Origin of the sequence: Algoriphagus halophilus (genome assembly GCF_900129785.1) — a bacterium.
Lineage (GTDB): Bacteria > Bacteroidota > Bacteroidia > Cytophagales > Cyclobacteriaceae > Algoriphagus > Algoriphagus halophilus.
Genome location: NZ_FSRC01000002.1, coordinates 924,415 through 950,494, shown reverse-complemented (window position 1 = coordinate 950,494; position 26,080 = coordinate 924,415). Strand labels below are relative to the sequence as shown.

Sequence of the window (26,080 nt, the reverse complement as noted above, 5' to 3'; positions counted from 1 at the left end):
GAATCAATTTTTATGCTTGTACACCATTAAATCTTCCTTCAACTGCTTTCTAGCAATATGAATTCTATTCTTAACAGTTCCTATTGGAATCTGTAATTTTTCAGCAATTTCATGGTATTTAAAGCCTCTGTAGTGCATCAAAAATGGCGTTTTGAATACATCATCTAATTTATCAATAGACTCATAAATATCATCCATTGCCAAATTTCCAAATACTCCATTTTCGATTTTGATATCGCTGGAATTGATGTAATGTAAATTATCTGTGGTGTCAACAAAAGTACCTCTTCTCACCATCTTTTGATAATTCGTGATAAACGTATTTTTCATGATGGTATAAAGCCATGCTTTCAAATTTGTCCCTTCCGTAAATTTATCTCTATTCGTAAAGGCTTTGACCATCGTATCTTGCATCAAGTCATTGGCATCATCCAAATCTCGAGTCAACTTCATTGCAAAAGGCTTCAATGAACTGGAAAGATTATTCAAAGAGTAGCTAAATTCTAGAGTCGTCATGGCTTATGAGTTTTTGTTTAATCAAACTTACTATTCATTAAACAAAATAACAACCTTTTGTTTAATATTTTTTATTTTTTGTTAAACATTATGACATAAACGGTAGAATATAATGGTCAAATGGGGGGTTTTGGCCATAAAAAAAGCATTCCCGAAGAAATGCTTTGTTTAACCATTTTACTCTATCATTAAACTATTTTTCTAAAATGCCTTGTCCAATCTCTTCTAGCACGTCCTTAATTTCTCGGATATAGCTGAATTGCTTCACATTTGGACCAAATTGCAAATCCTGACCTACAACCTGGTAGCCGGAAACGAAAATCTGAGATTTGGAAAATCTGGTTGACAGGTAATCTACATACTCTTGTGGAGAATCATCTGGAGGACAGGATGTCATGACCGTTAGGATATAATCAGGTTCCACTAAATCATAAACCGCATCTAAGTCTCTTTTCGGAGTACTTTGTCCCAAATAGATTACTTTATGACCTTTACTTTTGATTAAATAGGAGGCAAACAAAATCGATATTTCATGTAATTCTCCTTCAGGAAGGAAAAGCAAAAACTTTTTCCCTGAGATACTTGGTATTTGACCATCTATCGCCACAATCAATTTTTGCCGGACCAAATTGGAAATAAAATGTTCCTGGGCAGGATTAATTGCTCCTGTTTGCCACAACAAACCGATTTTTGATAAAAAAGGATAGATGATATTGAGCATGGTCTGCTCAAACCCAATTTTGATAATGTTAGTCGTCAGCACCTTATCAAAACGATCTTCATCCATTTCGATCATGCAAATAGTCAATGCATGCACTTGATCATCATGAGTCAAAGATCTATCTGTCAAACGGATTACTTCCTCCTTCATTTCTGAAAGACTCATGGAAGCAATTTTGCTGATTTTAAATCCATTGTCGTTTAGTAACGCGACATTCAAAATCAATTTTAAATCGCCATCATCGTAATAGCGAATATTGGTATCCGTCCGCTTTGGGTTCAACAAATTGTAGCGCTGCTCCCAAATTCTTAGGGTATGTGCCTTGATACCAGATAACTGCTCTAAGTCCTTGATTGAATAACTGCTCACTTTTCCTCCTCTTTATAATATTCCTTGGGTACCAAAAACAAACCAAACGAAACTGCATCATCTTTCTTATTTGTACGATGATGTGCTTGATGTGCTCTAAATATTGCTTTTAAAAACTTACTCTTTGGTTTTTGAAACCATTTAACCCTTCTATGGATCAATACATCATGTAAAATAAAATATAAAAATCCATAAAGGCTTATCCCTACACCCATCCAGAATCGATAATCGAATTCTTTCAAACCCACTATTATTAAAACTATGGCAATGCTGCCAAATAGAACTGAAAATAAATCATTTAGTTCAAATGCATACTTACTTGGTTGATGATGGGTTTTATGAATCATCCATAAAGGCCCATGCATTAAATACTTATGAATTGCCCAACCAGACAATTCCATCAGACCAAAACCAACTAATGTAAAAACTATGGCTTCCATCATTTAGTAGAAAACTTAAATACTTCTGTTTTGTTATAAAACTTTTATGAATTTGGTAAATAACTTTCCCTGGTAAGAGATACTATAATTTCAACGTGAAATTGAGTATCGAGAAAAACAGTACCATTACGATTAACAAAAAGGCTGCCAAGGGGTTAGCCTTTTCAAAATTTGCCTTCCTGTAAATCAGGTGAATTAAAAAAGAAACTCCAAACCATCCCAAATAGTTTTCGATAGGAATTATATCAAACTTCCAGTACCACATGTCCACTGCCATGGCTACAGGCTCCATAATATAATCAAAGGCAGTCATGGCTACCGCTCCCATCAATGCAGCATAATAATCATTGGAAATACTTTTTGAAAACACCGCCCCTGTCAAGTAAACCAGAATAAACCAGTTGACCCCAATCACCAATGGGACATCCCACAACTTGGGACCCAAGGTATCTCCATACACATAGTCACCATATAAATATCCGGTATGGATCCCGATCAATTCTGATCCAAAGCCAATCCAAAACGCAAGAGCTGCTACGATAGGAAATGAATCCGTCCAACCTCTATGAAAAAATAAGACCAGTCCCAACGTGATTAACAATTGTGCTGGAGTCAAGGATTGGAATAGGGGTCTATATTCCGGAATTGACATGCCTATGATCCCAACTCCATACAAAGCTACTACCACTAGTTTAACGATCAACAATTGCTTTTCCTGAGCCTTTGGAGGTGCCTTGGCTATTTTATGCATAATTCTGGGAGCTTTAGAAGGGGGTAATTCCGGTTTTTTGCTTTGAGATACCTAACTTTGAAGCATTCAATCTGTTTACAAAAAAACAAAATTCCAGTTAAAATCTTCCGATATGATACTTTACAACATTACTTTCACTGTTAACAATGAGATAGAAGAGGATTTTGTCAATTGGATGAAAGAAACTCATATCCCTGATATTTTTGCTACTGGCCTATTTATAGAACATAAATTTTTCAGGTTACTAAACAGCCCTGATGATCATGTAACCAATTACAGTGTTCAGTTTTTTGCTGAAAACACAAAAAAACTGATCGAATACGAAGGGCGGTTTGCGCATGCGCTTCGCTACGAAACGCAGGCAAGGTATGGGGAAAAGGCACTCGCCTTCCGATCACTCATGGAATCAGTACATTAAGAAATCTTAACTAAATTTTATTCAGATTTTTCTGTATTTTCCATTCTTAACTTTTAAAGAATGAGAAAATACTCGTTATACTTTTGTCTATGTCTATTTTTTTCATGTAACAAAAGCAAGGACGCTGGCAGTCCTGAAGAAGGAAATATTCTGGAAAACCTGACTTTTTCAGTGGATACCGTGGTGATAGACCCTGGAGAAGACTTTATCAATCTTGGTTTTGGATTGGGGGCCTTTGATCTGACAAAAGATAAAAAACAGCTCTTATTTTTCGAAAACAAGCCCCTTAACCTAATCACTGTTGATTTAGATGGGCTAAAAGTGCTCGAAAAGAATGAATTTGATAGTGAGGGACCAAATAGTGTGGGCTCTTTTATTGGCGAGCTTGAAACAGGTCCATCTCAGCAAATTTTTTTAAAAGGTTTTAACGCCCAAGGTATATTCAATACCAATGGAGAATTGAATCAAGATTTAAAGATTTTTCCTGATGGGTTAGACCCTGACTATACCAATGACTTTATGAAGCTATATGGAAGTGCTATTTATGATTTCCAAAGCAAAAAATTATACACCCAACCATATAGTGAAATCGCTAAAATCAATGAACTCTGGGTCATTGATCCCTCTAGCAAATCCATGAAAACCTACTCCATTCCTAAAATGAAAAGTGTCAGTGATTATTATATCACTTTAACCCAGAAGACTGCTGAAGGTACTAACATGATGTATTATGGTCCTTCAGATTACATGGATATGCAAAATGGTCAATTGCTTATCTCGGGAGGATCGATGAGTGGATTTTACAAATTAAAACTTGGTGCTGATAGTATAGAGTTTGTAGATATCAAACACAAGATCGTGCCCAATGAATGGAATATAACCGTTATCAATGATTCTCCCGATGAAGCCATTTTTAGAGATGAACAAAGAAAAATTGCGGAGCAAATAAATTTCATGGATTTAAAATGGGATGAAACTAGACAACTATATCTCCGCTTCGGCAAAAGGACTTTTTTAGGAGAAAACAGAGGAGACCCAAGCACCTATGAAGTCTATCTCTTTGCTTACGACAAAGACTTTCATGTCGTAGGTGAAACTCATTTAGAAAACCTGGAAAAGATACCCAGTTCCTACTTCTGGAAAGATGGCCAACTCTGGTCCTATGTGAATGTGCGTGATGAACTGGGCTTTGCTGTATTCACTTTTAATTTTTAAACCCATGAAGAGACTTAATCTTATTTTTTTACTGGCAATTTGTATATCCTGTACCAAGTCAAGGGATGAAACAGCGCAGGAGGAATTTAATTTTTCATACCGTATAGATACTGTTTTGGTCGACTCGGGTGAAGATTTTATTTATCTAAGAAGGGGATTAGGACTTGGGGCATTAAGTCCAGATAAAAAACAGCTTTATAATTTTAATCCAGATGTACCTCGACTTGAAGTCATTGATCTGGAACAAATGAAATTAGTAGATCAAAAACCAATGGATCTAGAAGGCCCATTGGGAACTGGCTTTCCCCGAGCCTTAAAGATCAGTGAGGATGGTAAATTTTTCTTTGTGGGCTTTACAGACTTTCGGGAGTTCGACCCAACCTTGCAGGAGCGTAAGCTATATCGATTTAGAACAGAAAAGCCAGAAGGGCTGGAAGAAAACGAAGCCTTGGGAGAAGAGTTTTTTATTTCAAATAATGGAAATCAGGTATTCGCCCCCTATGGACCAGAAAACGGGGAAGAGCCCAAAACGGGAATGGCGATGATTACGCTTGAGGATTTGTCCCTCAAAAAATTTCCTTTTGACCTATGGCAAAGGACCCAAAACTATATAGCCAGTCTTTATATAGATGGAAAATTACAATCCCGTTCATTTGAGCAAGTTGACGTTTATCCTATGGAAAGTCAGGTATTGGTTTCCTCCCATAATTTTAATGAAGTCTATCTTCTGGATCTAGAATCCGATTCTGTCATCCATAAAACTTACCATTCCGAACTTACTGCTGATACTAAAAAAGTTCCGGGCAGAACCACCTTGGATGCTCCGGAGCAAATGCGTGAAGTTTTCACCCAAATGAATGAGGAAGTTGATTTTAGCAATTTCTATTTTGATGAACAGAATCAAAAGTTCTTTAGATTTTCCAGAGAACTCGATCGAAAAATCGGAGATTCAACGGTCCATAAGCAGATCCTTACCATTTTTGATCAAGACCTAAACCAATTGCATGAGGAAAATTTCCCGATTGATTATTTTGGGTTAAAATTCTTCAAAGACGGGAAACTTTGGTCTTTTGTAAATGTAGATGACGAACTAGGTTTTATAATCTTCACATTTGACTATTGACCCCATGAGAAAAGCAATCATTCCTATATTTCTCATGATTATTTTTTCTTGTTCTCAGAAGGAAGAAACCAAGGTAAAAGGACCTAAGCAAGCTAATCTCATTTCAAAAGCTGCCTCAATTTTACCCGATCCAGAGCCAGTCGACTCCATCATTTCTATTGAACTAGCAAAAGAGGAACCTCCAAAAGAACCAGAGTTAGTAGTAATCGATGAATTATCTCCTTCCTATTCCAATTTGTTAGAAAACCTGTCATTCACCATCGATTCGATCCTAGTTGATTCTAACGAAACCTTACTTTATTTACCTTGGGGATTAGCAAACGCAGATTTATCCTCTGATAATAAATTTCTTTATGCTTTAAATACCAAATCAAATAAAATCTATCAGTTTGATTTGGATCGCCTAGAGCTGGTGGACTCCTACCAATTTGAAAGAGAAGGCCCAAATAGTGTACCCCCGAAAATTTGGAAGTTCCAATTGATGAATGGCCAAAAAATAGGCTTTGCCGATTACCAATTTACCGGAATCTATAATTTTCAAACCCAAAAATTGTTTTCCTACCAATTTTCAGAAAAGGATTTTTCTAACCTATTAGACGCTCCTACGATTCCCAAATATGAAAGTCTCCAACTTAGTTTAGATGGAAAACGAATTTTCTTTTTACATAAAAATGTAACCCAAGAAAAAGTGTATTTGGGAATATTTGATCCCGAAAAAGAGGAAGGAAAGCTCGTGGAGTTAGAGGAATTCGCATTTTTGACCCAGTTGTATTTTTCCCATACCGAAGGAATAACCCATTACGTTTCTAATTTTGCTGATCTTGGAATGAAGATAGAAGAAAATCGAGCACTGATTTACTCTAAAGGTACGAGTAAAGTTTATCTGTATGATTTATCCAGTGGCTCCTTGACTTTTAAATCGCCCCAACACGAGCTTGTTCCCAACGATCAAATACCCCCATTTTCCAATAAAATTTCGTCTAATCAAGAGGTCATCGATGCAAGTAATTCATTGTTGTTTCAGATTTCATATCTGAATTTCATCTATGATGATCAACGAAAAATGTATTTCCGGTTTGGTTCCATCATGGAAAAGACCGAAGACCATAGCCCTAAAACAAAAAAGGATGTTTACCTCTTTGCCTATGATCAAAATCTCAATCTCAAAGGAGAAACAAAGATCGATGAGTTGGTCAAAGTACCTTCTTATCCCTTCTTTAAAGACGGAAAGCTCTGGTCCTATGTGAATGTTGAAGATGAGCTGGGTTTCGCAGTATTCACGTTTGATTTTTAGATACATGAGAAAACAAATCCTTGTTCTTTTACTAATTGCTTGTGCTTCCTGCGAAGGCGAAAACAATGTAAAGACTGTAAATCCTCAACTTTTTTCTTTTTCTGTTGAAATTGACACAATGCAAATAGACTTTAAGGATAGATTTTACTTTATGGAGATCTACTTGGCTACCTCTAATTTATCTCCTGACAAGAAATTTTTATATAACTTAAATTCATTTACCCCAAACCTGGAAATCATTGACTTGGATAAGCTAGAATTGATCAAAATTGAACCAATGGAAAAAGAAGGTCCAAAAGGCATTGGTCCAGCAGTTTTTGGGATTTGTATAACTCAGCAGAATGAGTTGGTGATAGAAGGTTGGAATGAATATAGAGTTTTTGACTCTCTGAGGACCGAAATGAAAACTATAAAAATCGGACCAAATCATCTTAAAGGGGATGAGATGGAGGAAGGAGAAATTTTCGAATTCCACCCCGTCATTAATGATGATGGATCTCATCTTTATGCAATCTACAAGGAAGGTGATGGCATGAAGCTGGGAGAAACCAAAGGTCTAGCATTGGTTGATTTAGTTGATTCCACGATCCGTAAAATCCCAATTCCTGAACTCAGTAGCCTCAAACAGTTTATTATACAAAATCAATATGGCTTTGAAAAAGGAGAATCATCTTATATAGCTAAGACAAAAAACAATCTAATTGTATCCACAAGTGCTTATAATGAAGCATTTGTCTTTGACATGGTAAATGACACTTTAATTCACAAGGTATTTCATTCTCAACTCACAGCAGATGCAAAAAAAGGAAATCCCACAAAAGAACCTTTCAGCAAAGAAGATCGAGAAGCCAGTTTCAATAAGCATTCGAAAGAAGTACAGTTTGGTAAATTTCTCTATGATGAGCAGAATGAAAAATTTTGGAGATTCAGTTATGACAAGGATCGAATGATTGGAGACTCTGTTGCAATGAAAACAGTTCTGACAATTTTTGACTCTGATCTCAATCAATTGCATGAGGAAAAGGTTGAATATGATTACTCTTATTATCAATCATTTTTCAAGGATGGCATGCTGTATTCCTACCTCAACCTAAATGATGAAATGGCATTTATTCGAGTCAAACCAAATTACGGACCATGAGAAAAGCACTTTACTTACTAAGCCTAATTCTTTTAGCCGCCTGCAGTGAAAAAGGAAGTTCCGAAAAATCTAATTCAGGAAATATCCTCAACAACCTGACTTTTACAGTCGATACCGTAGTCGTGGACCCTGGAGAGGAAATCATAGATTTGTCGAATCATCTTCGGCTTGCCGATATCAGTGAAGATCGAAAAAAACTCTTTTTGTTTACAGAAAGTGACAACCAACTATCGGTCATAAACCTCGATCAACTAACTCTGCAACAAAAGATCCCTTATGAAAAGGAAGGTCCAAATGGGGTAGGAGGTTTTCTATGGAATTTAGATCTCATTTCAGATGAAAAGTTCTATTTAATGAGTTTCAATACTGCATCGATCTTTGATTTTAAAGGCATAAAACTGGAGACGATCAATTTGGAAGAGGAGGATATCCTTGGAATCAAAGATAAAACCCTACAAAACAACCGACTAAAGGTGACCAAAGACCTATCTTGGTACTATACGGTACCCGGTTCGGATTTTGATAAGGAAGACCAGCCAGTAGAATTGGCCATCATCAACAGAGAAAGCAAAGAAGGAAGGCTTTTTCCTTTGCCAGCTCTGGACAAAACACAAGCTTATAAAGTAATCCTCAGCGATGGCTCTATGATGCAAGTCTATGCCGAAGATTTTTTCCTTGCTGAATATTTCGAAAAGTTCTATCTCACTTCTTCAGTCACCAGTGAAATCTACCAAATAGATCCGAAAAATGACTCGGTGGTACTCCATTCTTATGAATTAATACAAACTCCAAAAGAGAAAACTGATGCCCCATCTAGGAATGAATTCTCTGAGCGGGAAGTTTGGCGAGATGAAATCACAAAAATACATTCTCAAATTACCTTTGGAGAATTGCTTTGGGATGAGCAAAAAGATTACTTTTTCAGATTTGGAGGCGTTTTGATTCCAAGTGGGGTGGAAGGTGTACCTTCAAAGAGTACTATTTATTTAATGGTCTTTGATAAAGAACTCGATTTGTTGGGAGAAACTGAACTGGAAGACTTGGACGAGCTCCCCGAATTTCCCTTCTTCAAAGACGGCCAACTCTGGTCCTATGTTAATGTGGAAGATGAGTTGGGGTTTTCAGTAATCACTTTTGATTTTTAAAAATCTTGAAAAAGCACTTACCGATTTCACTTCTAGTACTTCTTTTTGCCTGTGGCGGAAATGAAACCAAAAATAAAGAACAGAAAAATCTTCTCGATAACCTCCAAGTTTCAGTGGACACGGTAATAATAGATTCAGGGGAAGAGATTTTTGTTCCCAATATGTTAAATGTACAATCTCAAAGTGCAGATGGCACGAAATTATTTTCCTTTTATGAACCAGATTTCGAATTTTTTGAGATCTCATTGGAAGAAATGAAGCTTCTGGAAAGACACCCATTTGAGAAGGAAGGCCCAGAAAGCATCAAAGGCTGGGTAGACAATTTCCAAATGCTTAATGGAAATGAAATATTTCTACACGATGAGGCCAGTCCCAATCTTTTTTCATTAGATGGACAAAAAACAAAGCAATATGAGCTGGATTGGGAAGAAATCATAAATTTTAAAACAGAGGGCCCTTTCTCCTCACCAAATGATTTTTTCATAAGTCCAGACAAATCAAAGTTTCTCTTTATTCCCATGAATTTTGGGGAGCCTGCTGAGGGTCTAGGAATAATCGATATAAAAAAGAAAACTGGTGAAATACGAAAACTCCCGGCTTTGGATTTGACATTCGGATTTCAAGTGATTTTTCAACAGGAAAACTCAGCTTCATTTTTTGGAGATAATCTCAGTCTACAGTTAGTGAACGATAGATTTATTATCCATAGTGGTTCAACAGCAGATATCTATACTTATGATTACAAGCCAGATAGCCTAAAACTGATCACTTTTGATCATCAGTTGGTTGAAAACAACAAAACCGGTGAATTTCCCCATAAGGCAGATTCCAGAGAAAGACAGATGGAAATTGTTGGGCAGATCAGGAAGCAAATCACTTTTCAGAAATTCTATTGGGATCCTTTCCGAAAGATGTATTTCCGATTTGGAACCAAAAATTTTTTGATGCCGAACAAAGATGTAAAAAGAAGTGCTGATTGTTACCTTTTTGCCTATGACGAAAACCTGAATTTACTAGGCGAAAAGTTCCTTGAGGAATTCCAAAATATTCCTTACAATGGCTATTTCTACCAGGGAGCATTTTATTCCTATTCCCCAATAGGGGATGAAGCAGGATTCACTGTTTACACTTTTAACTTCTAAATCCTTTAATGAAACATGTGACTATCCTTTTTTTGATTACCATTCTGTTTTCATGTTCAGAAAAAGACAAAAAGGCCTCTTCAATGAATACCCTTGGGAACCTTACTTATTCTATCGACACCTTGATCGTAGATCCCGGGGAAGAGTTCATCAATTTATCAAGAGGTTTATATTTTTCCGATGTTTCGGAAGACAAAAAATCCCTTTTCATTTTTGATAGAGAACGCATCTCTTTTCAAGAAATAGACCTCGATCAATTGAAACTCCTAGAATCATATCCTTTTGAAGTGGATGGGCCAAACGGAATCGGGAATGAGGATACTTTCAACTTTTACCAGATCGAAAATTGATGATTCCCAGCGTCTCAAAAACTGCCATTCACAACCTACAAGGAAAATTACTTTCCAATTTAAGCATAGTGACCGATGACTTTGAGGAATTAAACAGGATCGATGAATTTACTCTCTTGAATGAAATCCATTTTGATCCAAATTCCGGAATTCTTTATTCCCTACCAGGAAATTACACTTCTGGAATTCGAGAATTGGCAATAATAAATTCTACTACCAACAAGGGCAACCTAATCCGGCTTCCTGAAATGGAAAAAGCAGGAAATTTTAGAGTGTTCTTTAATACAGAAAATGCCAAATCTATTGAAATGGAGGAATACTCCCTTTCTATCATTGATGACAAAATATACATCACTTGTACCATTGGAAGTGGAGTTTATCGCTATGACCCAACCACAAATGAGTTGGAATACTTTGAATTCAATCATCAATTAATTCCAAACGAAAAAACCGGTGAAATCATCAATGAAGTGTATTCTGAAAAGGAATTCAATGCTGAGTATAGGAAAATAAGGAGTCAAGTCTCCTTTCTAAAGTTGATATGGGACAATGAAACTTCCAGATTTTACCGGCTTGCATACAAAGGTGTTTTGGGTGACCAACAAATTGAACCCATATCTTACGAGGTTTTCTTACTCGCTTATTCCGAGAATATGGAACTAATTGGAGAAGCCCTAATTCCCGACTTCAACCAAGTTCCTGAAAGTTACTTCTTCAAAGACGGCCAACTCTGGTCCTATGTTAATGTAAGAGATGAACTAGGGTTCGCGGTGTTTACGTTCGATTTTTAATATTCTATATGAAACAACTGAATATTCTTTTCTTAGTTTCAATTTTGATTTCCTGTTCTGCAAAGGAGGAAGAGTCTACTTCTGAAAATATTCTCGAAGATCTGCGTTTTTCAATTGACACGGTTATGATTGACTCTGGTGAAGACATTCTTAATCTTTCCCAGGGAATTTTTCCTAATGGCCTATCTCATGATATGTCCAGACTATATTTCTTTGAAAATAAACCTTTCCAGCTCGTGGAAGTGGATTTGGACAAATTAAAAGTTTTAAAAAAAACAGGGTTTGAAGTGGAGGGTCCTAATGGAGTGGGAAGTTACCTTTCACACCTCAAAGTGGGTCCAAAAGACAATCTATTTTTAATAAGTAGTTCTATCGCTGGTATTTTCAACCAAGATGCCGAAAAATTAGAAAACCTACGATTTACACCTTCAGGGATAGATTCCACATTAGCCACAAATTTCAACGCACTCTATTCTCGTTCAGTTTATGATTTTGAAAACCAAAAACTATACTCACAACCTAGTTTCTTAGATGTAGGTGATAATGTTCTTGTGATCATTAACACGAAAACTCAATCTGCAATCACACTTCCAGTTCCAAAAATGAAAATTGTGGATGAATATTCAGGTACTTATATGTTTGAGACTGATCAAGGAGAAATCATTGCCTTTCATTTCGTTGGAAGCTTTATCACATTACTTCCGAAAGTGGTAATTATTTCTACAGCTGCCAGGAGTGGAATTTACAGCTTGGATCTTACAACCGAACAATTAGAATACATTGACATACAACACCATACTGTTCCGAATGAGATAAAAGTAGAAATTCCTCAAAACCCATCAAGTCCAGCACAAATTCAGAATATTCAACATGAAATTTTTAAAAATGTAAATTTTCTGGAAATGCAATGGGATGATACTCGACAGCTATACTTTCGATTGGGAGAAAGTACAGTTAGGGGAGCGTCCCGAGAAGATCCCCTTTCCTATGAATATTACCTTTTTGCCTATGATCAAGATTTCAATGTATTAGGAGAAAAGAAACTTGATGGGGTCAATTTTGGTCTGATGCATGTCTTTTTCAAGGATGGCAAACTCTGGTCCTATGTCAATGTAGGAGATGAACTAGGGTTCGCGGTATTTACTTTTAACTTTTAAACCAATTTCTACCAAATGAACAAATTCATTTTACTTCTTTTAGCGGTGACACTCTTTTTGGCATGTGAGGAAAAAGAGAGCCGATCTACCTCCAACCTGTTAGAAAATCTAAGCATTCAGGTTGATACCATTCAAGTGGACGTGGGAGAGGAGCTATTTAATCCCGGGGGATATTATATAAGTGACTTCAATTCTGATCGTTCGATAGGATACTTTTTTTATATGGAAAATGAAGTTCACGAAATTGACCTAGATAACATGAAATTGCTTAATCGTTTTGTGTATCAAGAAGATGGACCTGATGCGATTCCAAAATATCCTAACAGCTTTCAAATATTACCTAATAGAGAAATTTTTATTGGAGGTTATGCTCAGCAAGGAGTTTTCACGTTGCCTGGGCATAGCATCAATAGCTACAAAATCATACCTGAAAACCTTAACGGGATCCCCAATGATGCTCCTTATTCTTTATCCAACAATATCCACATTAGTCCGGATAAATCTACCATTGTAGGCCTTGCCGGTATCTTTGGGGAACCATTGGAAGGTATGGCGGTAGTTGATGCGGAAGAAATGAATGCCAAAATCCACCCACTGCCAGCTTTGGACCTTACCCACAATTTTCAACTAGTCTTTAGGCAAGGGAATGGAGCCTCAGCAGCAGGCGATTTTCAAAGAATTCAATTCATAAATGACCAATTTATCATTTATAGCGGATCCACCTCAGACATCTACTCCTATGACTGGAAAACTGATTCCTTAAAACTGATCAGTTTTCCTCACGAACTCGTACCGCTAAAAAAGAGCGGAAAAATCACCAATTCCGTTACATCAAGTGAAAGTCTAGTAGAAGGTAGACGGAACCTTTCTAAACAGATCACATTTGGTCAATTATATTATGATGATGAAAAAGAAACCTATTTCAGGTTTGCAGGTATGAATGCCCAATATGACGATAAAGGACGTTTTCTGCGATCAGATGTCTATCTATTCTCCTATGATAAAAACTGGAAGCTAACTGGGGAAAAGTTAGTGGAAGAATTGAAAAATCAGCCCTATTCGAGTTTTATGAAGGATGGAAATATTTATATCCCTACCGTCCAAGGAGAAAACCCTGCTTTCGTAGTCTATGCCATTAACTTTTAAATCATGTTAATCATTTAGTTTCAACTAAAGAATTTCTTATTTTCGATAACCATGAAACGACTTTTTTTAATCCTAGCTCTAACCTATGCTTTTTCTTCTTGTTCAGATAGGAACGATTCAAATACCAGGTCTTCTGAAGCAAGCATTACCTATGAGTTAGATACGGTGATGGTAGATGCAGGAGAAGAATTTATCTATGTCAATTGGCTATTGACAAGCTCTGGTGAATCCCAAGATGAAAAATTTCTGTACAATTTCAACAGAGATGCCCTCACCCTCCAGGTCATCGACTTAGATCAGTTAAAACTGATAAAAACTATCCAACACCAGAAAGAAGGACCTGATGGGTTAGGGTTTGGAATGATTAGCAAAATTTATGACCCAGGGGATGGTACTTTGATTTACTCCGACAATTATCTGATTACCCGATTTGATAAAGAGGGAAACAAATTAAATGGCTTTCGGTATGCAGACCATAGTTTTGTAGGTGAGAAACTTCCAGACGATAAAAGAATCTTATTAAATGAAACTATCTCCAAGGATGGAAATACCTTAATTGCTTTATACGGAAGTAAATCTGTATTGGATAGCACTCCAGATGGTCTAGCAATTTTTGATTTAGAAAACAAAACAGTTGAGTACAAGCCTCTTGACATTTTCAAAAAATTAGAAAAATACCAAACTGTATTTTATTACAATGGAGAACAACCCATCTCTGCTTTTGGAGCCAGTATATTCCTCACATATCAAAATGACAGTTTGATTTATACCAATACGGCGGAGAATAAAGCACATTTCTACAATCTAAAACCAGATTCTTTAACATCCTTATCCTATGTCAGTCGATATACAAAACCTGAAGTGGAAGTGAACTATCCAAAAAGAACAGAAACTGAAGAGGAATTCAAAGAAGTAAGAAAATTGACTGATAAAATCGTCCAATATTATCAATTCCTTTATGACGATAAAAACCAGGTGTATTGGAGATTCTCTAAAGATTTTGACCATATGCAAGGAGATCAGGCCATTTACAAAACTGTCCTGACTGCCTTTAATCCACGATTTGAACAGCTGGGTGAAGTATTGCTACAAGATGACTTTGTATTGCCTTATAAAATATTTGTAAAAAATGGCATGATCTATTCTTTTCTCAATATGGAGGATGAAGTGGCATTTGTACGTCTAAAACCAACTATATCTCATGAATAAGTACCATTTTACTTTGGCAGCCTTTGCTTTGTTTAGTTGTTCCTCCTCCGATAAATCTGATGAAAATTCAGGAATGGGGATGGAATTAACTTATGAAATGGACACGGTAATGGTCGACCCTGGAGACCATTTCTTTTTCTTGAACTGGGGTTTGGGAATATCAGACTTAACCCAAGATGAAAAGTTACTTTATAACCTTAATCCTGAATCTCTTTTACTTGAAGTAGTAGACATGGATGCTTTGGCACTCAAAGAAACCATTCAGCTTGAAAAAGAGGGGCCAAATGGAATTGGGGGTGGATTTATTTCCAAACTTCAAGTAATCGGTAATGGGAATCTGATGCTTTTTGATTTCAATAAAATAGTAGAAATAAGCCCCAAAGGCGAATTGATAAAAAAATACGAATTCGATAGAAACACCTTGAGCGGTTACGAATTTGATGAAACAGACGTGGTCAGTTATATGGGAATATTCTCAACAGATGGTAAAACCTACGTTGGCGAGTTAGAGGATGAAAGTTTCAGAAAACCAGCCAAAGGACTGGCAGTGATTGATTTGGAAAAAATGGAGTTGAATTTCGTCCCAACAGATGCTATTTCAAAGCTGGATGAATTCCGAATCATGTTGGAAATGAACGGAAATGCCATGATGTCTACTGGAGAAACTTCTTACATGAAGTTTATTAATGGAGAATTGGTTCTTACAAATACTGCTATGAATGAGGTCTATATCTATGACTTTACAATGGATAGTTTGCTCCATAAAACATTTGAATCTACTCTCACGGGCAATGAGCGGATCAAAAACTTTCCTACACAGGTGGACACGAGAGAGGCACTTTTTGAAGCTTCTAAAGAAAAGAGGAAGCAAGTAAAATTCGGCCCCATGATCTTTCAAAAAGAAGAAAATCTCATTTGGAGGATTAGTACTGACATGGATCGAATGATTTCAGATTCAGTGGTAACAAAGGATGTTGTTACATTTTTCGATGCAGATTATACGATGCTAAAAGAGCAGACTTTGAAAAACCTTAGCAATTCAAGTAATCGGTTTTTCAAAGACGGAATGCTCTATAATTTCCTCAATATCGATGACGAATTGGCTTTTGTGAGACTGAAACCGAATCTAGAATATGATTAATTGAGATTAACCTTCCCTGCTGATCCTCGGGGATAAAGGGGCTGATCTATTTCTACGAGTATCTGCGTTGTTTTCAGCGGAAATCTGCGGGAACATTCAAATAGAGATTTCTGACTTAACCCTTCTGACTTTCTAATCCAGTCTCGGCAAACTCAATTTATATTTCATTGCTAGGAATCGAATTCCAATAACCAAAGACATAGATATCAACAGGTTGTAATCCCGGTCCACTTCAAAGTAATTCAACACCACATACAATACCGCACCTGCCAGACACGCGGAGGCATACACTTCTTTTCTGAAAAGAATGGGGATTTCATTAGTCAAGGTATCCCGGATCACACCACCCATGACCGCCGAAAACATTCCCATGATCGCAGCAATCTCAGGCCTAACACCCAAACTTAGGGCCTTTTCCACTCCCAAAACAGTAAACAGTCCGATTCCCAGGGTATCAAATAGAAATAAGGTCTTTCTTAATTTGCTCAGGAACTTCGGAAATAAAAAGGCAGCCATGATTCCTGCAAAAACAGCATATAATACTTTCACGTCCGCAATCCAGACCAAAGGATAGCTATCCAATAATATATCCCTCAAGGTGCCTCCCCCGATAGCAGTAATGAACCCAGTAAACCCTGCTCCAAAAAGATCATGTTCCCGCTCCCGAACCGCCAAAGCTCCAGAAATAGCAAAAACAAAGGTTCCCAATAGTTCTAATCCATATTGTAAATCCATATCTTAATGGTCAGTGGTTTCGTTTTTCTTCATCACAAATACTCCCATTTCACGTTGGTCTAGGACCAACACGGTTTTGGGCTGTTCTAAAAACTGGAAGCCTTTGTCTTGCAACTTATCCACATCTTCCAAAGTAAGCACAAATCTTTCTGAATCATCTGGTAAATGGTACCTACCTTTGCTTAAGGGCTTTTGTTCGGACAAAATCCCTCCAAACCCAGTACACATCCGAAACCAAAAAATTCCTCCCGGTTTTAAAATTCGATAAATTTCATCGATCATTTCCCAAAAGTTATCCACACCTGAAGCAAAGTGTAAAACTGCCGAACAAATCACTGCATCAAATGAGGAAGAGTGAAAAGGAATGTCCTCCAACTTACCTTCCAAAAACCGATGGACATCATATTTGGGATCTAGGCTTTTGGCCTGGTATCTGCAATATTGAATAGCAATTTCATTGGGATCGATCCCAAAAATCTGATAGCCCTCCCGAATAAAATAAACCGTATTTCTCCCTTCTCCACATCCTGCATCCAAAATTTTCATTTCTTTGGAAAACCTACCTTTCAGGATTTGATCCAACAGATAGATATCCACATTCCCAAGTAGTTTATTCAGCTCCGCTATTTCCATTTTCCCAATGATCTAATGCTTTTATTGCTTTGATTCTCCCAATTTCAATTAATTCTGCTGCTCTATGAAACTCCAAAGTCCCTGCTTGTCTTCTGGCAACCCGAATATTAACATCCACAGGATATTTTTCAATCAACAAGTTGCAAAAGCGATCTTGCAACAGATCAAAAGAGCGAGTCATTAAATTGATAGAGCTCAAAGAACTGGACTTAACTACTTTCTCCTGTTCCGGAAAATAGTCTTTCATCTTGTTTCTATATTCCTTCACCCAATGCGGGAGGGAAATAAACCGATGTCCTTCTGCGTCTTTCTTAGGCGGAGTGACCAATTCCGTATCAGGACCATTGAGTCCCACCACAATTACTTTACTTTCATGTGGATTTTTTAACAGGGAAACAGGCACGGGATTCAAGACCCCTCCATCAATTAATTCATAAGGTGGATGTTTTGCAGGCTGGAAGACGGAAGGAATACTTCCTGATGCTCGGATTGCCGCATACAAGCTTCCGTTTCTAAAAATTATTTCTTCCCCGGTTTTGTAATCCACTGCATTGCAAGAAAAAGGAATGGATAAATCCTCGATCTGGCAATCCTTGACCACTCTTTTCAAGGCGTTGTAAACTCTCTCACCTTTGATAAAACCACGACTGGAAAAGGTAAAGTCCATCAAGGAAAATACATCAATTCGATCCAAATGGCAGATCCAATCTTTAAACTCCTCCAGCTTTCCTGCAGCATACATTCCTCCTACCAAAGCACCTGCGGAACAACCGGCAATTTCAGCAATATGGTACCCTCTTTTTTCCAACTCTTCGATCACACCCACATGCGCTAATCCCCTTGCACCACCGCTACTCAAAACCAAAGACACTGATTTCCTATCTGACATTTTTTTCAAGGAATAATAAACTAAATTGAAGCAGAAAATTTCAAACGAAAGTACACATTATGAGCCAATTTAAACCCTTTCACCTGGCTTTCCCGATCAGGGATATTGAAGAAACCCGTGCATTTTATGGGGATTTGTTGGGATGCGATATTGGAAGAAGCACAGATAAATGGATCGATTTCAATTTTTTCGGTCACCAACTTTCTGCACATATCAAACCAGAAGAGCTAGCACTTGCCAAAACCAATGCAGTAGATGGAAAAAATGTGCCTGTTCGCCATTTTGGAGCGATTTTACCTTGGGATGAATGGCATGCTTTGGCAGATAAATTGAAGGACCATGGAATTGAATTTGTGATCGAACCCTATATCCGATTTAAGGGTGAAGTAGGGGAACAAGCTACCATGTTTTTCCTTGATCCTTGTGGCAATGCATTGGAATTCAAATCCTTTCAAGACGAAACTCAAATTTTCGCGAAATAAATTATTTGAGATTGAAGACTTTTTATCTACAAAATAAGATAAACAGGAAAATCATTTACCAAGACCAAGTGCTCTATTATTTCAGTGGAACCTCCTATTTGGGAATTGATCTTGTTCCTGAGTTTCGAGAAAATCTAATTATCGGCATGGACCAATATGGATTAAACCATGGTCTAAGCCGGATAAACAACATACGGCTTCAAATTTTTGAAGAATTTGAAGACTTTTTTGCTAAAGAAGCAGGTGCAGCAGCAGCTATTGTCATGAGTAGCGGTTACCTATCTGGGATGGCGGCCTTACAATATCTGAAGCCAAAAGCTCAGCAAATATGGGTTGCTCCAGATACACACCCTGCGATTCTACCCATTAATCTAAAACCAAGCCCCAAACAAAGTTTTCAGGATTGGAAAGATTCCTGTATTGAAAAATCAAAATCCCTAAAAGATCAAAGAATACTGATTTTAGGCAATGCTGTTAATCCCATGATCCCTGAAATTCATGATTACAGCTGGTTAGAGGTTCTTGCTCAATCCAACGAAGTAACCTTACTCTTGGATGATAGCCATGCATTTGGAGTTTTGGGATACGAAGTGTTTGGCACCTATTCTCAATGGAAGGATTTACCCATCCATTTGATGGTTACAGGATCTCTTGGAAAAGCGCTGGGGCTGCCAGCTGGCATAATACTTTCCAATCAACAAATGATTGATGAAATAAAACAACTTCAAATCTATGGAGGTGCCTCTCCTTGTCCTCCAGCATACCTTCATGCGTTTTTGAAATCACAAGAGATTTATAAAGACAGAAGAAGTCGCTTATTCCAGCTGATCAAATATTTTGGACAAAAAAATGAGATGCCTGAGCATGTTTATGGCTTAAGCAATTATCCAACTTTTACCTATCAACCTGGGAGTTGGGCTGAAAAACTGGAACAGAAAAATTACATCACCTCTTCTTTTCCTTATCCTACCTCCGATGACCAAACCGTCAATAGAATTATTTTATCTGCATTTCATACAGCGCGCGATATTGATACGCTTTGGTTTCATCTTAAAGAAATATCAAATAGCATATAAGTCTTATTTATGAAAAAGTTTGTTTTCATTATTCTCTCGATTTACTGTTTTTCTTCTTGCACTTCAGAACCTGAAAATCCATTCGAAGGTGATGTAAGCAACTACCCTGTTCTTCAAAAAGTATTGGAAAACAAAGAACAATATCAAGTACAAATACTCTTTACCCAAATTGACAGAAATGAACATGGCATTCCCATGTTTACCAATTATAGTTTCAACCTAGATGATGATCGGTATTTTTATCCAGCCTCAACGGTAAAACTTCCGATCGCCTTGCTTGCTTTGGAATGGCTGGAGGAAAACGCTGTGGATAACTTGGATAAAGAAACGATTTTCTTGGTCGATTCGGTTCGTCCATCCCAAATTCCAGCCTATGTGGATAATTCTTCTAATGACTCTCTTCCAAGTATTGCTCATTACATCAAAAAAATACTTTTGGTTTCTGATAACGATGCCAATAATCGGCTCTATGAACTTCTAGGACAAGAATATATCAATGAAAAACTGAAAGAGAAAGGCCTGTGGAAAACTGTCATTAGCCAACGACTTTCATTTCCAATTTCGGCCGAAGAAAATCGGTATTTTAATCCTATTCGCTTTGTGGATAAGTCAGGAAATACACTTTTGGAAATTCCTGAAAGACATACAGAAAAAATCTATTCCGTGGATCCAAAACCCTTGTTGGGAAAGGCACATATGGTAGGAGATTCCTTGATCAATGAGCCCATGGACTTTACCTACAAAAATAAATTTGCTCTTTCTGATCTACATGGAGTAGTCCAAAGAATTGTTTTTCCCAATGCATTTCTAGAAAGTGAACGTTTTCATATTTCTGAGGGAAATAGAAAATTTGCGTTGAAATATATGAGTATGTTTCCTGGAGAAAGTGACATTCCGAAGTATGATTCATCCGAATTTTACGACGGATATTCTAAGTTTTTCAAATTCGGAAATTCAGAAAATCCTATTCCAAAAAACTTTAGAATTTTCAATAAAACAGGTTGGTCTTATGGCTACATGATAGACGGAAGTTACTTTTTGGACCTGGAAAAAGGAGTAGAGTTTTTCGTTTCAGCCATCGTTTATTCCAATGAAAATGAAACTCTCAATGACAACATCTATGAATATGAGGAGATTGGAAAACCATTTTTTGCCGAGCTGGGGGAATACCTGTACCAAAAGGAGTTGGATAGAAAGAAATTAATTCAGCCAGACTTGAGTGAATTTAAGTTTGATTATTGATGGAAAGAAAAACCAGATTCCAACGTTCATTTACTCCTCATATTAAATTTTGGAGTAAAATAACTTTGCCTGGAGCCATATTTTGGACCTTTGGATATTATTCGATTAAACACCGAACATTTTCCTCTGATTTTCTAAAAGATTCGGATTTTTACCTCATTTTTTTCGCATTGCTAATAGTATGGTCCATTGGGAATTATTACTTCATTTATAAACCCAACCTAGGACAAAACAAGAAAAATGAATTCTAAAAAGCCTCCATTTATCTACCAATCCTTCTTTAAATTCTGGTTGGTTATTGTACTTCCTGCTTGTATTGCTGCCTTGACCGTATCGAAACTATATTATAACGGTACAATCAATTCTGAACCACTATCCCAACCTTCCACATGGTTTTATTTTATCTTCATTCAGGTAATCCTGGGGTTTTTCTCTTATCTCTGGGTGTATCGAGCTAAGGCTAAGTCTTTTCGAAAATGAGTTTATTTTTTGGGAGAATACATGACTCCAGCACGAACTGCCAATTGCAAGTCATTTTCTCTTGGAGGAATGGGACAGGCATACCCATCGGAATAGGCACAAAATGGATTATAGGCTTTATTGAAATCCAATTCCATGGTATCGCCAGAAGGAATTTTCAAATCCATATATCTGCCTCCACCATAGGTTTCAGTTCCATTCGTCAAATCTGTAAAGGGTAGAAAAAGGTAGTCCTCATACTTTTCCTGGGTCCTTAAGACATGGCTTTGATAAACATTTAAGCGATATTCCTTCCCTTCCAATGAAAAGATCAATACTCCATACACATCATAATCTTTGATAGAATTTGCGGTTGTTTTCATTTGAAATAGACTTCTTGGCGGAAGTTTATCAAATTTTGCAATAACTCTAAAGTGTTCATCAACAGGATAAAAAGGAAGTCCTTTAAACTCCTTTCTTTCCTTGGAAGAAAGAGGTGATTCATCCGGATTTTTAAATTCTGCATTAAGCGCTTCCTGAAATTCTGAAATTGATTGGATATATTCTTGCCCCAAGGCTGAAACAGAAAGAAAGGAAAACACAAAGGCTAAAAGCAGTAAATTTTTGATCATCTCGGATGTGGATAAGCACCAAAAGCCTAATTTAAGGAAGGAATTCTTCAAATCATTTATATTTAGAATATGCAATTTCCCAAGCTACCCAAACAACCACTTTTTATCGCCTTGCTTTTCGCACTTCCTTATGGCGCAATCTCCCAAACATTGGCAGAAAAATTAGGCTATTCCAAAGAAGATAAATTACTCATCATCCATGGAGATGATGTAGGAGTAGCTCACTCTCAAAATATGGCCACCTTTGAGGCTTTGAAAAAGGGCTTGGTCACTTCCACCAGTATGATGGTTCCTCCGGCTTGGTCTGCAGAAGTAGAGGTGTTGGCGAAAGATATTCCAGATGCAGATATTGGTATTCATATCACCTTGACAAACGAATGGGAAAACTTCAATTGGCCTCCAAAAGCAGGAAGGTCAATGGTGCCTGGACTAAGCAACGAACAAGGATTCATGTACCCAGATTGTCCTCCAGTCACAAAAAATGCCAGCCCAGAAGAAGTAGAGATTGAAATCAGAGCACAAATCAAAGCCGCTAATCAAATGGGAATACAACCTACCCATTTGGATTCCCATATGGGCTGCATTTTTTATGGTAGACCTGAATATATGAAGTCCTATTTGAAAATTGCTCAAGAACTGAAGATCCCAGCAATGGTCAATACACAAATGATGGAAGGAATAATCAAACCCAACCAAGCGCTATTTGAAGGGATCAACTTGGAGAAAATTCCGGTCATCAATGAAATCATCATGGCCAATCCAGAGGATTATGAAGCTGGAATGGAAGAGTTTTACACCAATAAATTAGAAAATCTAAAACCAGGAGTACATGTGCTTTTGGTGCATTTGGCATTTGATGATGAGGAAATGAACGCCATAACCGCAGGTCATACTACCTACCATGCCCCATGGCGACAAGAAGATTTTAATTTCTTCACAAGCGATCAGGCAAAAAAACTGATTCAGGAAAATAACATTAAGCTGATCACCTGGAAGGAAATAGGGAAAATACTCTAGCATTTGAAAAGAATTAATCTGAGGGATCTTTTAAGAAAAGGCCTATTGACAATTGGAAGTATCTTCTTGTTTTACAGATCAGGAGAACTGGTGATGGGCTGGAATAAAGCTCAATCCCATGACAGTGTAGAGGCTCTAATTATTTCATTTTTAGCAAACCTCTTCATATTGGGTGCATTTGCTTTTGCAGGATTTGCTTGGCCTACCTATCAACTCCTTCCAGAAAAGTACTATAAAATCAAGAATCCACATGGGTTGGTTTCATTTTCAAGAAAAATAGGAATCGGGATCTACCAAAAATTCCTCTTGAATACTTTTTGGAGAAATAAGGACCAACGGCGAGCCTATTTCAATGGGACCAAATCAGGAATAAACCATTGGATCATGGAGTCAAAAAAGGCAGAGTTTGGCCATCTAATTCCTTTCATCCTCCTATTTCTATTAAGCGTTTGGAGCTTGCTATTGGGCTTTTGGAAAATGGCCTTCATCAACCTAATAATGAATGTTTTAGCTAATTTTTACCCGATTCTCCTTCAAAGAACCCATCGAGCCCGATTAATCCCTATACTTAAAAGGATTAAAGATTCAGCCAATAATTCAGTTTAAATACCAAAGAACGCTGTTTTGGGGTAAAAGAATCAGGGAAATAATTATCCGTATAAACGAGGAAGAAGTCTGAAACAGGGGCAAATCTCCATTGCAAACGCGTATTGATGTTCAAATTATCAATTTGATTATTGTATTGGATGAAGGTGGTCCAGAAGAGTTTCTTGGTAAAGGTCAAGTCTATCCTAGGTCCTACCAATACCAGGTCGGCATCATTTTGAGGCTCTGGAAGTCGGATTCTTGCATAATTAAAGTTCATGGAAATATTAGCTTTATTTCCAATTCTAAGTCCCATCTCACTAACTACTCGCTGAAAATCACCTGTATAGTATTGACCAGCCTCAGCCTCTAGTTTTATTAAAAACAGATTTCTCGGATTACTACTGTATTCCAATTGAAGTGTTTTGGTTTTATAATCTGTGCCTGCAGGAAGTTTTTCTCCACCAGTCCGAGTTGGGTCAAAATCTTGAAAGAGATAGACATACCTGTTTTTTTGAGTCAGTGTAATAGTAGAAAAGGAATTGAATTGCACATTATAACTCAAATTGATATCTCTATCAGTTGTCCCAATAGTTTCATTCCACAAGCCTTCATATTCCACCTTTGGTCCATGTCGATTGATCAAGTTAGAATTTGGGTAAAATAAATAGGCTATATCTGGGTTAAATCGCTTATAATTTGACCTGGGAACATATCCGACTTCAGGATTAAAATCTTCTCCTACATCTCTGTAGCTCAAACTCCAGGCCCAATGGATATCATTGAATAAGATATATGCATTAAAAGAGTAGGGTTTTACCGTTTCCTTAGACTCAAAAGTCCTGTGATAGAATGCTTTCCCAGTCCATTTTCCGTCCGCTGAATTCAGGTTATAATCCACACCCAATAAACGGTTGTATTCATTGGGGTTGAATAGCGACTGATTTTCGTCCAGGGCAAGGGATTCACGATCTACGAAGATCACCCCAATATTGGAGCGGGTAAAAATCTTTTTTTGAAGGGCAACCACAGAGAAGTTCTTTCCTGAAATTCCTGCCTCGTTATCCGTGGCAGTTTGCATATTCATCACACCCAAACGCCAATCTTCATTGATTTTACCACTCAATCGGGCACCATAAATAATTTTACTTTGGACATTTTGGCCTGTAGCTGAATCGATATCCACTCCAATTCTTCTGGAGAAGAATGGTCTGGATTGTCTAGAGCCAAAACTGTCAAAGAGGTCGGCATTTTCTAGGAAAAATTGTCTTCGCTCTGGAAAGAAGATTTCGAAACGATCCAAATTCGTCACCTGCTGATCCACTTCCACTTGTGAAAAGTCCGGATTGAATGTCAAATCTAAATTCATTGCCGGGCCAATTCCGACCTTTGCATCTCCCCCGAAAGCTGGAGAAAAACTCTCAGAAGTATTTTCCAGGTAATTTTTAGAAGTTTTCCCTGCCACATAAGGAATCAAGGAAATATTTGCCGAGTTTTTCCGTAGAGGTTCTTCAAAGATCAATTTCCTATTAAATGCAGTAGAAATAATGGATAAGTTTCTAGGAATTGGTGACCATGTACTTCGCTCTCCGGTATGGCTATCTATCCGATAAAAATTCACATTCCAGTTTTGTGTTCCATCCTTGAAACGAATAGTGGATAATGGGATGATGGCTTCTACTTGCCAATGGGTATCATAAATTTTTGCTTCGGCATACCATTTATTATCCCAAGCTAAACTCAAATCTTCACTTCTAATTCCTCCATTGGCCAAAAGCCCTTCTCTTTGAACGCCATAGGGGTTGACTCCAAATTGAAATGCATTGGTTTTATCATTAAATGTGTCAAATACAAAGGTAATCCCATCGTTCTGCTGACCCCGATAATCTCTCCTCAAGGAAGTAGAGACATATTCTCTTGGGCCATTGTTTTCCATGATTGCCGCGATATATAGGTTGTTATCATCAAAGGCAATCTTCACTTGTGTATTGACCACAGACAAAGATGTATCCGAAGGAAAATACTGCATAAAATCTGTATTCCAACCTTCTGGGTCCAACCATATCTCCTCGTCCAATTCTCCATCTAAATCAATGGGTTGATTTAGCTTAAATGCAAAAGCATTAGCGTTTTGTTTATTTTGAGAAAACGCCGTTCCCATTCCAACAAGGAATGCAAATAAAAGGAAAATATAAGTTCGCATAGTTCGGGGATACCTTACAAAAGTATCGTCAATCCATTACGATCTTACTTTTATTATA

General features: G+C 37.3%; 28 protein-coding genes. 19 read left to right on the top strand and 9 right to left on the bottom strand.

The window, feature by feature from the left end; translation table 11 throughout:
• Positions 1 to 3 precede the first annotated feature (3 nt).
• The 4 genes from BUR11_RS15960 to BUR11_RS15945 form a co-directional block, all read right to left on the bottom strand.
• Positions 4 to 516: an RNA polymerase sigma factor gene (locus BUR11_RS15960; protein WP_074225964.1), complete on the bottom strand. Its 513-nt coding sequence runs from the start codon at positions 514 to 516 to the stop codon at positions 4 to 6.
• 193 nt (positions 517 to 709) lie between these two features.
• Positions 710 to 1,606: a MerR family transcriptional regulator gene (locus BUR11_RS15955; RefSeq protein WP_074225963.1), complete on the bottom strand. Its 897-nt coding sequence runs from the start codon at positions 1,604 to 1,606 to the stop codon at positions 710 to 712.
• Entirely contained in the window at positions 1,603 to 2,049 is a 447-nt protein-coding gene (locus BUR11_RS15950; protein ID WP_074225962.1) for a sterol desaturase family protein, read from the bottom strand. Before BUR11_RS15950 ends, BUR11_RS15955 begins: the two co-directional genes overlap by 4 nt.
• A gap of 79 nt (positions 2,050 to 2,128) precedes the next feature.
• Positions 2,129 to 2,797, bottom strand: a complete 669-nt coding sequence (locus tag BUR11_RS15945) for a carotenoid biosynthesis protein (RefSeq protein WP_074225961.1) — start codon at positions 2,795 to 2,797, stop codon at positions 2,129 to 2,131.
• A gap of 112 nt (positions 2,798 to 2,909) precedes the next feature.
• On the opposite strand from BUR11_RS15945, the gene BUR11_RS15940 reads away from it, so the two are divergent.
• From BUR11_RS15940 to BUR11_RS15880, 13 genes are read left to right on the top strand one after another with little or no spacing between them, the layout of a single operon-like run.
• Positions 2,910 to 3,215 (top strand): DUF4286 family protein, encoded by a 306-nt coding sequence (locus tag BUR11_RS15940; RefSeq protein ID WP_074225960.1) that lies wholly within the window; start codon positions 2,910 to 2,912, stop codon positions 3,213 to 3,215.
• 60 nt (positions 3,216 to 3,275) lie between these two features.
• A complete protein-coding gene (locus BUR11_RS15935; RefSeq protein ID WP_074225959.1) occupies positions 3,276 to 4,430 on the top strand; it encodes a DUF4221 family protein in 1,155 nt (384 codons plus the stop codon).
• A 4-nt stretch (positions 4,431 to 4,434) separates the two neighbouring features.
• Positions 4,435 to 5,553, top strand: a complete 1,119-nt coding sequence (locus BUR11_RS15930) for a DUF4221 family protein (RefSeq protein WP_074225958.1) — start codon at positions 4,435 to 4,437, stop codon at positions 5,551 to 5,553.
• A gap of 4 nt (positions 5,554 to 5,557) precedes the next feature.
• A complete protein-coding gene (locus BUR11_RS15925; RefSeq protein ID WP_074225957.1) occupies positions 5,558 to 6,847 on the top strand; it encodes a DUF4221 family protein in 1,290 nt (429 codons plus the stop codon).
• Between the two features lie 4 nt (positions 6,848 to 6,851).
• Complete coding sequence (locus BUR11_RS15920) at positions 6,852 to 7,988, top strand: DUF4221 domain-containing protein (protein ID WP_074225956.1); 1,137 nt, start codon at positions 6,852 to 6,854, stop codon at positions 7,986 to 7,988.
• Positions 7,985 to 9,133 (top strand): DUF4221 family protein, encoded by a 1,149-nt coding sequence (locus tag BUR11_RS15915; RefSeq protein ID WP_074225955.1) that lies wholly within the window; start codon positions 7,985 to 7,987, stop codon positions 9,131 to 9,133. Before BUR11_RS15920 ends, BUR11_RS15915 begins: the two co-directional genes overlap by 4 nt.
• 5 nt (positions 9,134 to 9,138) lie before the next feature.
• Complete coding sequence (locus BUR11_RS15910; RefSeq protein ID WP_074225954.1) at positions 9,139 to 10,275, top strand: DUF4221 family protein; 1,137 nt, start codon at positions 9,139 to 9,141, stop codon at positions 10,273 to 10,275.
• A gap of 8 nt (positions 10,276 to 10,283) precedes the next feature.
• The gene (locus tag BUR11_RS21370) at positions 10,284 to 10,625 is read left to right on the top strand and encodes a DUF4221 family protein (protein ID WP_074225953.1); all 342 of its coding nucleotides are present in this window, start codon (positions 10,284 to 10,286) and stop codon (positions 10,623 to 10,625) included.
• The gene (locus BUR11_RS15900) at positions 10,625 to 11,416 is read left to right on the top strand and encodes a DUF4221 family protein (RefSeq protein WP_074225952.1); all 792 of its coding nucleotides are present in this window, start codon (positions 10,625 to 10,627) and stop codon (positions 11,414 to 11,416) included. The genes BUR11_RS21370 and BUR11_RS15900 overlap by 1 nt, the downstream gene beginning before the upstream one ends.
• Before the next feature lie 8 nt (positions 11,417 to 11,424).
• A complete protein-coding gene (locus BUR11_RS15895; protein WP_074225951.1) occupies positions 11,425 to 12,573 on the top strand; it encodes a DUF4221 family protein in 1,149 nt (382 codons plus the stop codon).
• Positions 12,574 to 12,588: 15 nt separating this feature from the next.
• Complete coding sequence (locus BUR11_RS15890) at positions 12,589 to 13,719, top strand: DUF4221 family protein (protein ID WP_074225950.1); 1,131 nt, start codon at positions 12,589 to 12,591, stop codon at positions 13,717 to 13,719.
• A 51-nt stretch (positions 13,720 to 13,770) separates the two neighbouring features.
• The gene (locus tag BUR11_RS15885) at positions 13,771 to 14,928 is read left to right on the top strand and encodes a DUF4221 family protein (RefSeq protein WP_074225949.1); all 1,158 of its coding nucleotides are present in this window, start codon (positions 13,771 to 13,773) and stop codon (positions 14,926 to 14,928) included.
• Positions 14,921 to 16,069, top strand: a complete 1,149-nt coding sequence (locus BUR11_RS15880) for a DUF4221 domain-containing protein (protein ID WP_074225948.1) — start codon at positions 14,921 to 14,923, stop codon at positions 16,067 to 16,069. The genes BUR11_RS15885 and BUR11_RS15880 overlap by 8 nt, the downstream gene beginning before the upstream one ends.
• Positions 16,070 to 16,201: 132 nt before the next feature.
• On the opposite strand, the gene BUR11_RS15875 is transcribed toward BUR11_RS15880, so the two are convergent.
• Genes BUR11_RS15875 through BUR11_RS15865 form a run of 3 tightly spaced genes read right to left on the bottom strand, consistent with a single transcriptional unit; the run spans position 16,202 to position 18,326 of the window.
• Positions 16,202 to 16,804: a trimeric intracellular cation channel family protein gene (locus BUR11_RS15875; RefSeq protein WP_074225947.1), complete on the bottom strand. Its 603-nt coding sequence runs from the start codon at positions 16,802 to 16,804 to the stop codon at positions 16,202 to 16,204.
• A gap of 3 nt (positions 16,805 to 16,807) precedes the next feature.
• A complete protein-coding gene (locus BUR11_RS15870; protein ID WP_074225946.1) occupies positions 16,808 to 17,437 on the bottom strand; it encodes a class I SAM-dependent methyltransferase in 630 nt (209 codons plus the stop codon).
• Complete coding sequence (locus BUR11_RS15865; protein WP_074225945.1) at positions 17,415 to 18,326, bottom strand: patatin-like phospholipase family protein; 912 nt, start codon at positions 18,324 to 18,326, stop codon at positions 17,415 to 17,417. The genes BUR11_RS15870 and BUR11_RS15865 overlap by 23 nt, the downstream gene beginning before the upstream one ends.
• 59 nt (positions 18,327 to 18,385) lie before the next feature.
• Between BUR11_RS15865 and BUR11_RS15860 the strand changes: the two genes are divergently transcribed.
• The 4 genes from BUR11_RS15860 (at position 18,386) to BUR11_RS15840 (ending at position 21,606) form a co-directional block, all read left to right on the top strand.
• Positions 18,386 to 18,808, top strand: a complete 423-nt coding sequence (locus tag BUR11_RS15860; protein ID WP_074225944.1) for a VOC family protein — start codon at positions 18,386 to 18,388, stop codon at positions 18,806 to 18,808.
• Positions 18,809 to 18,819: 11 nt separating this feature from the next.
• The gene (locus BUR11_RS15855; protein ID WP_074226170.1) at positions 18,820 to 19,884 is read left to right on the top strand and encodes an aminotransferase class I/II-fold pyridoxal phosphate-dependent enzyme; all 1,065 of its coding nucleotides are present in this window, start codon (positions 18,820 to 18,822) and stop codon (positions 19,882 to 19,884) included.
• A 9-nt stretch (positions 19,885 to 19,893) separates the two neighbouring features.
• Positions 19,894 to 21,126: a serine hydrolase gene (locus BUR11_RS15850; protein ID WP_074225943.1), complete on the top strand. Its 1,233-nt coding sequence runs from the start codon at positions 19,894 to 19,896 to the stop codon at positions 21,124 to 21,126.
• Between the two features lie 240 nt (positions 21,127 to 21,366).
• Positions 21,367 to 21,606, top strand: coding sequence for a hypothetical protein (locus BUR11_RS15840; RefSeq protein WP_074225941.1), 240 nt, complete (start codon positions 21,367 to 21,369; stop codon positions 21,604 to 21,606).
• A gap of 2 nt (positions 21,607 to 21,608) precedes the next feature.
• On the opposite strand, the gene BUR11_RS15835 is transcribed toward BUR11_RS15840, so the two are convergent.
• The gene (locus tag BUR11_RS15835) at positions 21,609 to 22,217 is read right to left on the bottom strand and encodes a DUF1684 domain-containing protein (RefSeq protein ID WP_074225940.1); all 609 of its coding nucleotides are present in this window, start codon (positions 22,215 to 22,217) and stop codon (positions 21,609 to 21,611) included.
• Between the two features lie 69 nt (positions 22,218 to 22,286).
• On the opposite strand from BUR11_RS15835, the gene BUR11_RS15830 reads away from it, so the two are divergent.
• Positions 22,287 to 23,234 (top strand): polysaccharide deacetylase family protein, encoded by a 948-nt coding sequence (locus tag BUR11_RS15830; RefSeq protein ID WP_084561012.1) that lies wholly within the window; start codon positions 22,287 to 22,289, stop codon positions 23,232 to 23,234.
• Between the two features lie 3 nt (positions 23,235 to 23,237).
• Complete coding sequence (locus BUR11_RS15825; RefSeq protein ID WP_143186027.1) at positions 23,238 to 23,840, top strand: glycosyl-4,4'-diaponeurosporenoate acyltransferase CrtO family protein; 603 nt, start codon at positions 23,238 to 23,240, stop codon at positions 23,838 to 23,840.
• On the opposite strand, the gene BUR11_RS15820 is transcribed toward BUR11_RS15825, so the two are convergent.
• Positions 23,812 to 26,022, bottom strand: coding sequence for a DUF5916 domain-containing protein (locus tag BUR11_RS15820; RefSeq protein WP_074225938.1), 2,211 nt, complete (start codon positions 26,020 to 26,022; stop codon positions 23,812 to 23,814). The genes BUR11_RS15825 and BUR11_RS15820 overlap by 29 nt on opposite strands.
• Positions 26,023 to 26,080: the final 58 nt, after the last annotated feature.

Excerpts from the sequence above, each read along its gene's own strand:
- BUR11_RS15915 (WP_074225955.1), top strand. The coding sequence starts at position 7,985 with ATGAGAAAAGCACTTTACTTACTAAGCCTAATTCTTTTAGCCGCCTGC.
- BUR11_RS15880 (WP_074225948.1), top strand. The coding sequence starts at position 14,921 with ATGAATAAGTACCATTTTACTTTGGCAGCCTTTGCTTTGTTTAGTTGT.
- BUR11_RS15920 (WP_074225956.1), top strand. The coding sequence starts at position 6,852 with ATGAGAAAACAAATCCTTGTTCTTTTACTAATTGCTTGTGCTTCCTGC.
- BUR11_RS15895 (WP_074225951.1), top strand. The coding sequence starts at position 11,425 with ATGAAACAACTGAATATTCTTTTCTTAGTTTCAATTTTGATTTCCTGT.
- BUR11_RS15830 (WP_084561012.1), top strand. The coding sequence starts at position 22,287 with ATGCAATTTCCCAAGCTACCCAAACAACCACTTTTTATCGCCTTGCTT.
- BUR11_RS15885 (WP_074225949.1), top strand. The coding sequence starts at position 13,771 with ATGAAACGACTTTTTTTAATCCTAGCTCTAACCTATGCTTTTTCTTCT.
- BUR11_RS15870 (WP_074225946.1), bottom strand. The coding sequence starts at position 17,437 with ATGGAAATAGCGGAGCTGAATAAACTACTTGGGAATGTGGATATCTAT.
- BUR11_RS15960 (WP_074225964.1), bottom strand. The coding sequence starts at position 516 with ATGACGACTCTAGAATTTAGCTACTCTTTGAATAATCTTTCCAGTTCA.
- BUR11_RS15820 (WP_074225938.1), bottom strand. The coding sequence starts at position 26,022 with ATGCGAACTTATATTTTCCTTTTATTTGCATTCCTTGTTGGAATGGGA.
- BUR11_RS15850 (WP_074225943.1), top strand. The coding sequence starts at position 19,894 with ATGAAAAAGTTTGTTTTCATTATTCTCTCGATTTACTGTTTTTCTTCT.
- BUR11_RS15935 (WP_074225959.1), top strand. The coding sequence starts at position 3,276 with ATGAGAAAATACTCGTTATACTTTTGTCTATGTCTATTTTTTTCATGT.
- BUR11_RS15890 (WP_074225950.1), top strand. The coding sequence starts at position 12,589 with ATGAACAAATTCATTTTACTTCTTTTAGCGGTGACACTCTTTTTGGCA.
- BUR11_RS15875 (WP_074225947.1), bottom strand. The coding sequence starts at position 16,804 with ATGGATTTACAATATGGATTAGAACTATTGGGAACCTTTGTTTTTGCT.
- BUR11_RS15860 (WP_074225944.1), top strand. The coding sequence starts at position 18,386 with ATGAGCCAATTTAAACCCTTTCACCTGGCTTTCCCGATCAGGGATATT.
- BUR11_RS15950 (WP_074225962.1), bottom strand. The coding sequence starts at position 2,049 with ATGATGGAAGCCATAGTTTTTACATTAGTTGGTTTTGGTCTGATGGAA.
- BUR11_RS15940 (WP_074225960.1), top strand. The coding sequence starts at position 2,910 with ATGATACTTTACAACATTACTTTCACTGTTAACAATGAGATAGAAGAG.
- BUR11_RS21370 (WP_074225953.1), top strand. The coding sequence starts at position 10,284 with ATGAAACATGTGACTATCCTTTTTTTGATTACCATTCTGTTTTCATGT.
- BUR11_RS15930 (WP_074225958.1), top strand. The coding sequence starts at position 4,435 with ATGAAGAGACTTAATCTTATTTTTTTACTGGCAATTTGTATATCCTGT.
- BUR11_RS15925 (WP_074225957.1), top strand. The coding sequence starts at position 5,558 with ATGAGAAAAGCAATCATTCCTATATTTCTCATGATTATTTTTTCTTGT.
- BUR11_RS15945 (WP_074225961.1), bottom strand. The coding sequence starts at position 2,797 with ATGCATAAAATAGCCAAGGCACCTCCAAAGGCTCAGGAAAAGCAATTG.
- BUR11_RS15900 (WP_074225952.1), top strand. The coding sequence starts at position 10,625 with ATGATTCCCAGCGTCTCAAAAACTGCCATTCACAACCTACAAGGAAAA.
- BUR11_RS15865 (WP_074225945.1), bottom strand. The coding sequence starts at position 18,326 with ATGTCAGATAGGAAATCAGTGTCTTTGGTTTTGAGTAGCGGTGGTGCA.
- BUR11_RS15835 (WP_074225940.1), bottom strand. The coding sequence starts at position 22,217 with ATGATCAAAAATTTACTGCTTTTAGCCTTTGTGTTTTCCTTTCTTTCT.
- BUR11_RS15840 (WP_074225941.1), top strand. The coding sequence starts at position 21,367 with ATGAATTCTAAAAAGCCTCCATTTATCTACCAATCCTTCTTTAAATTC.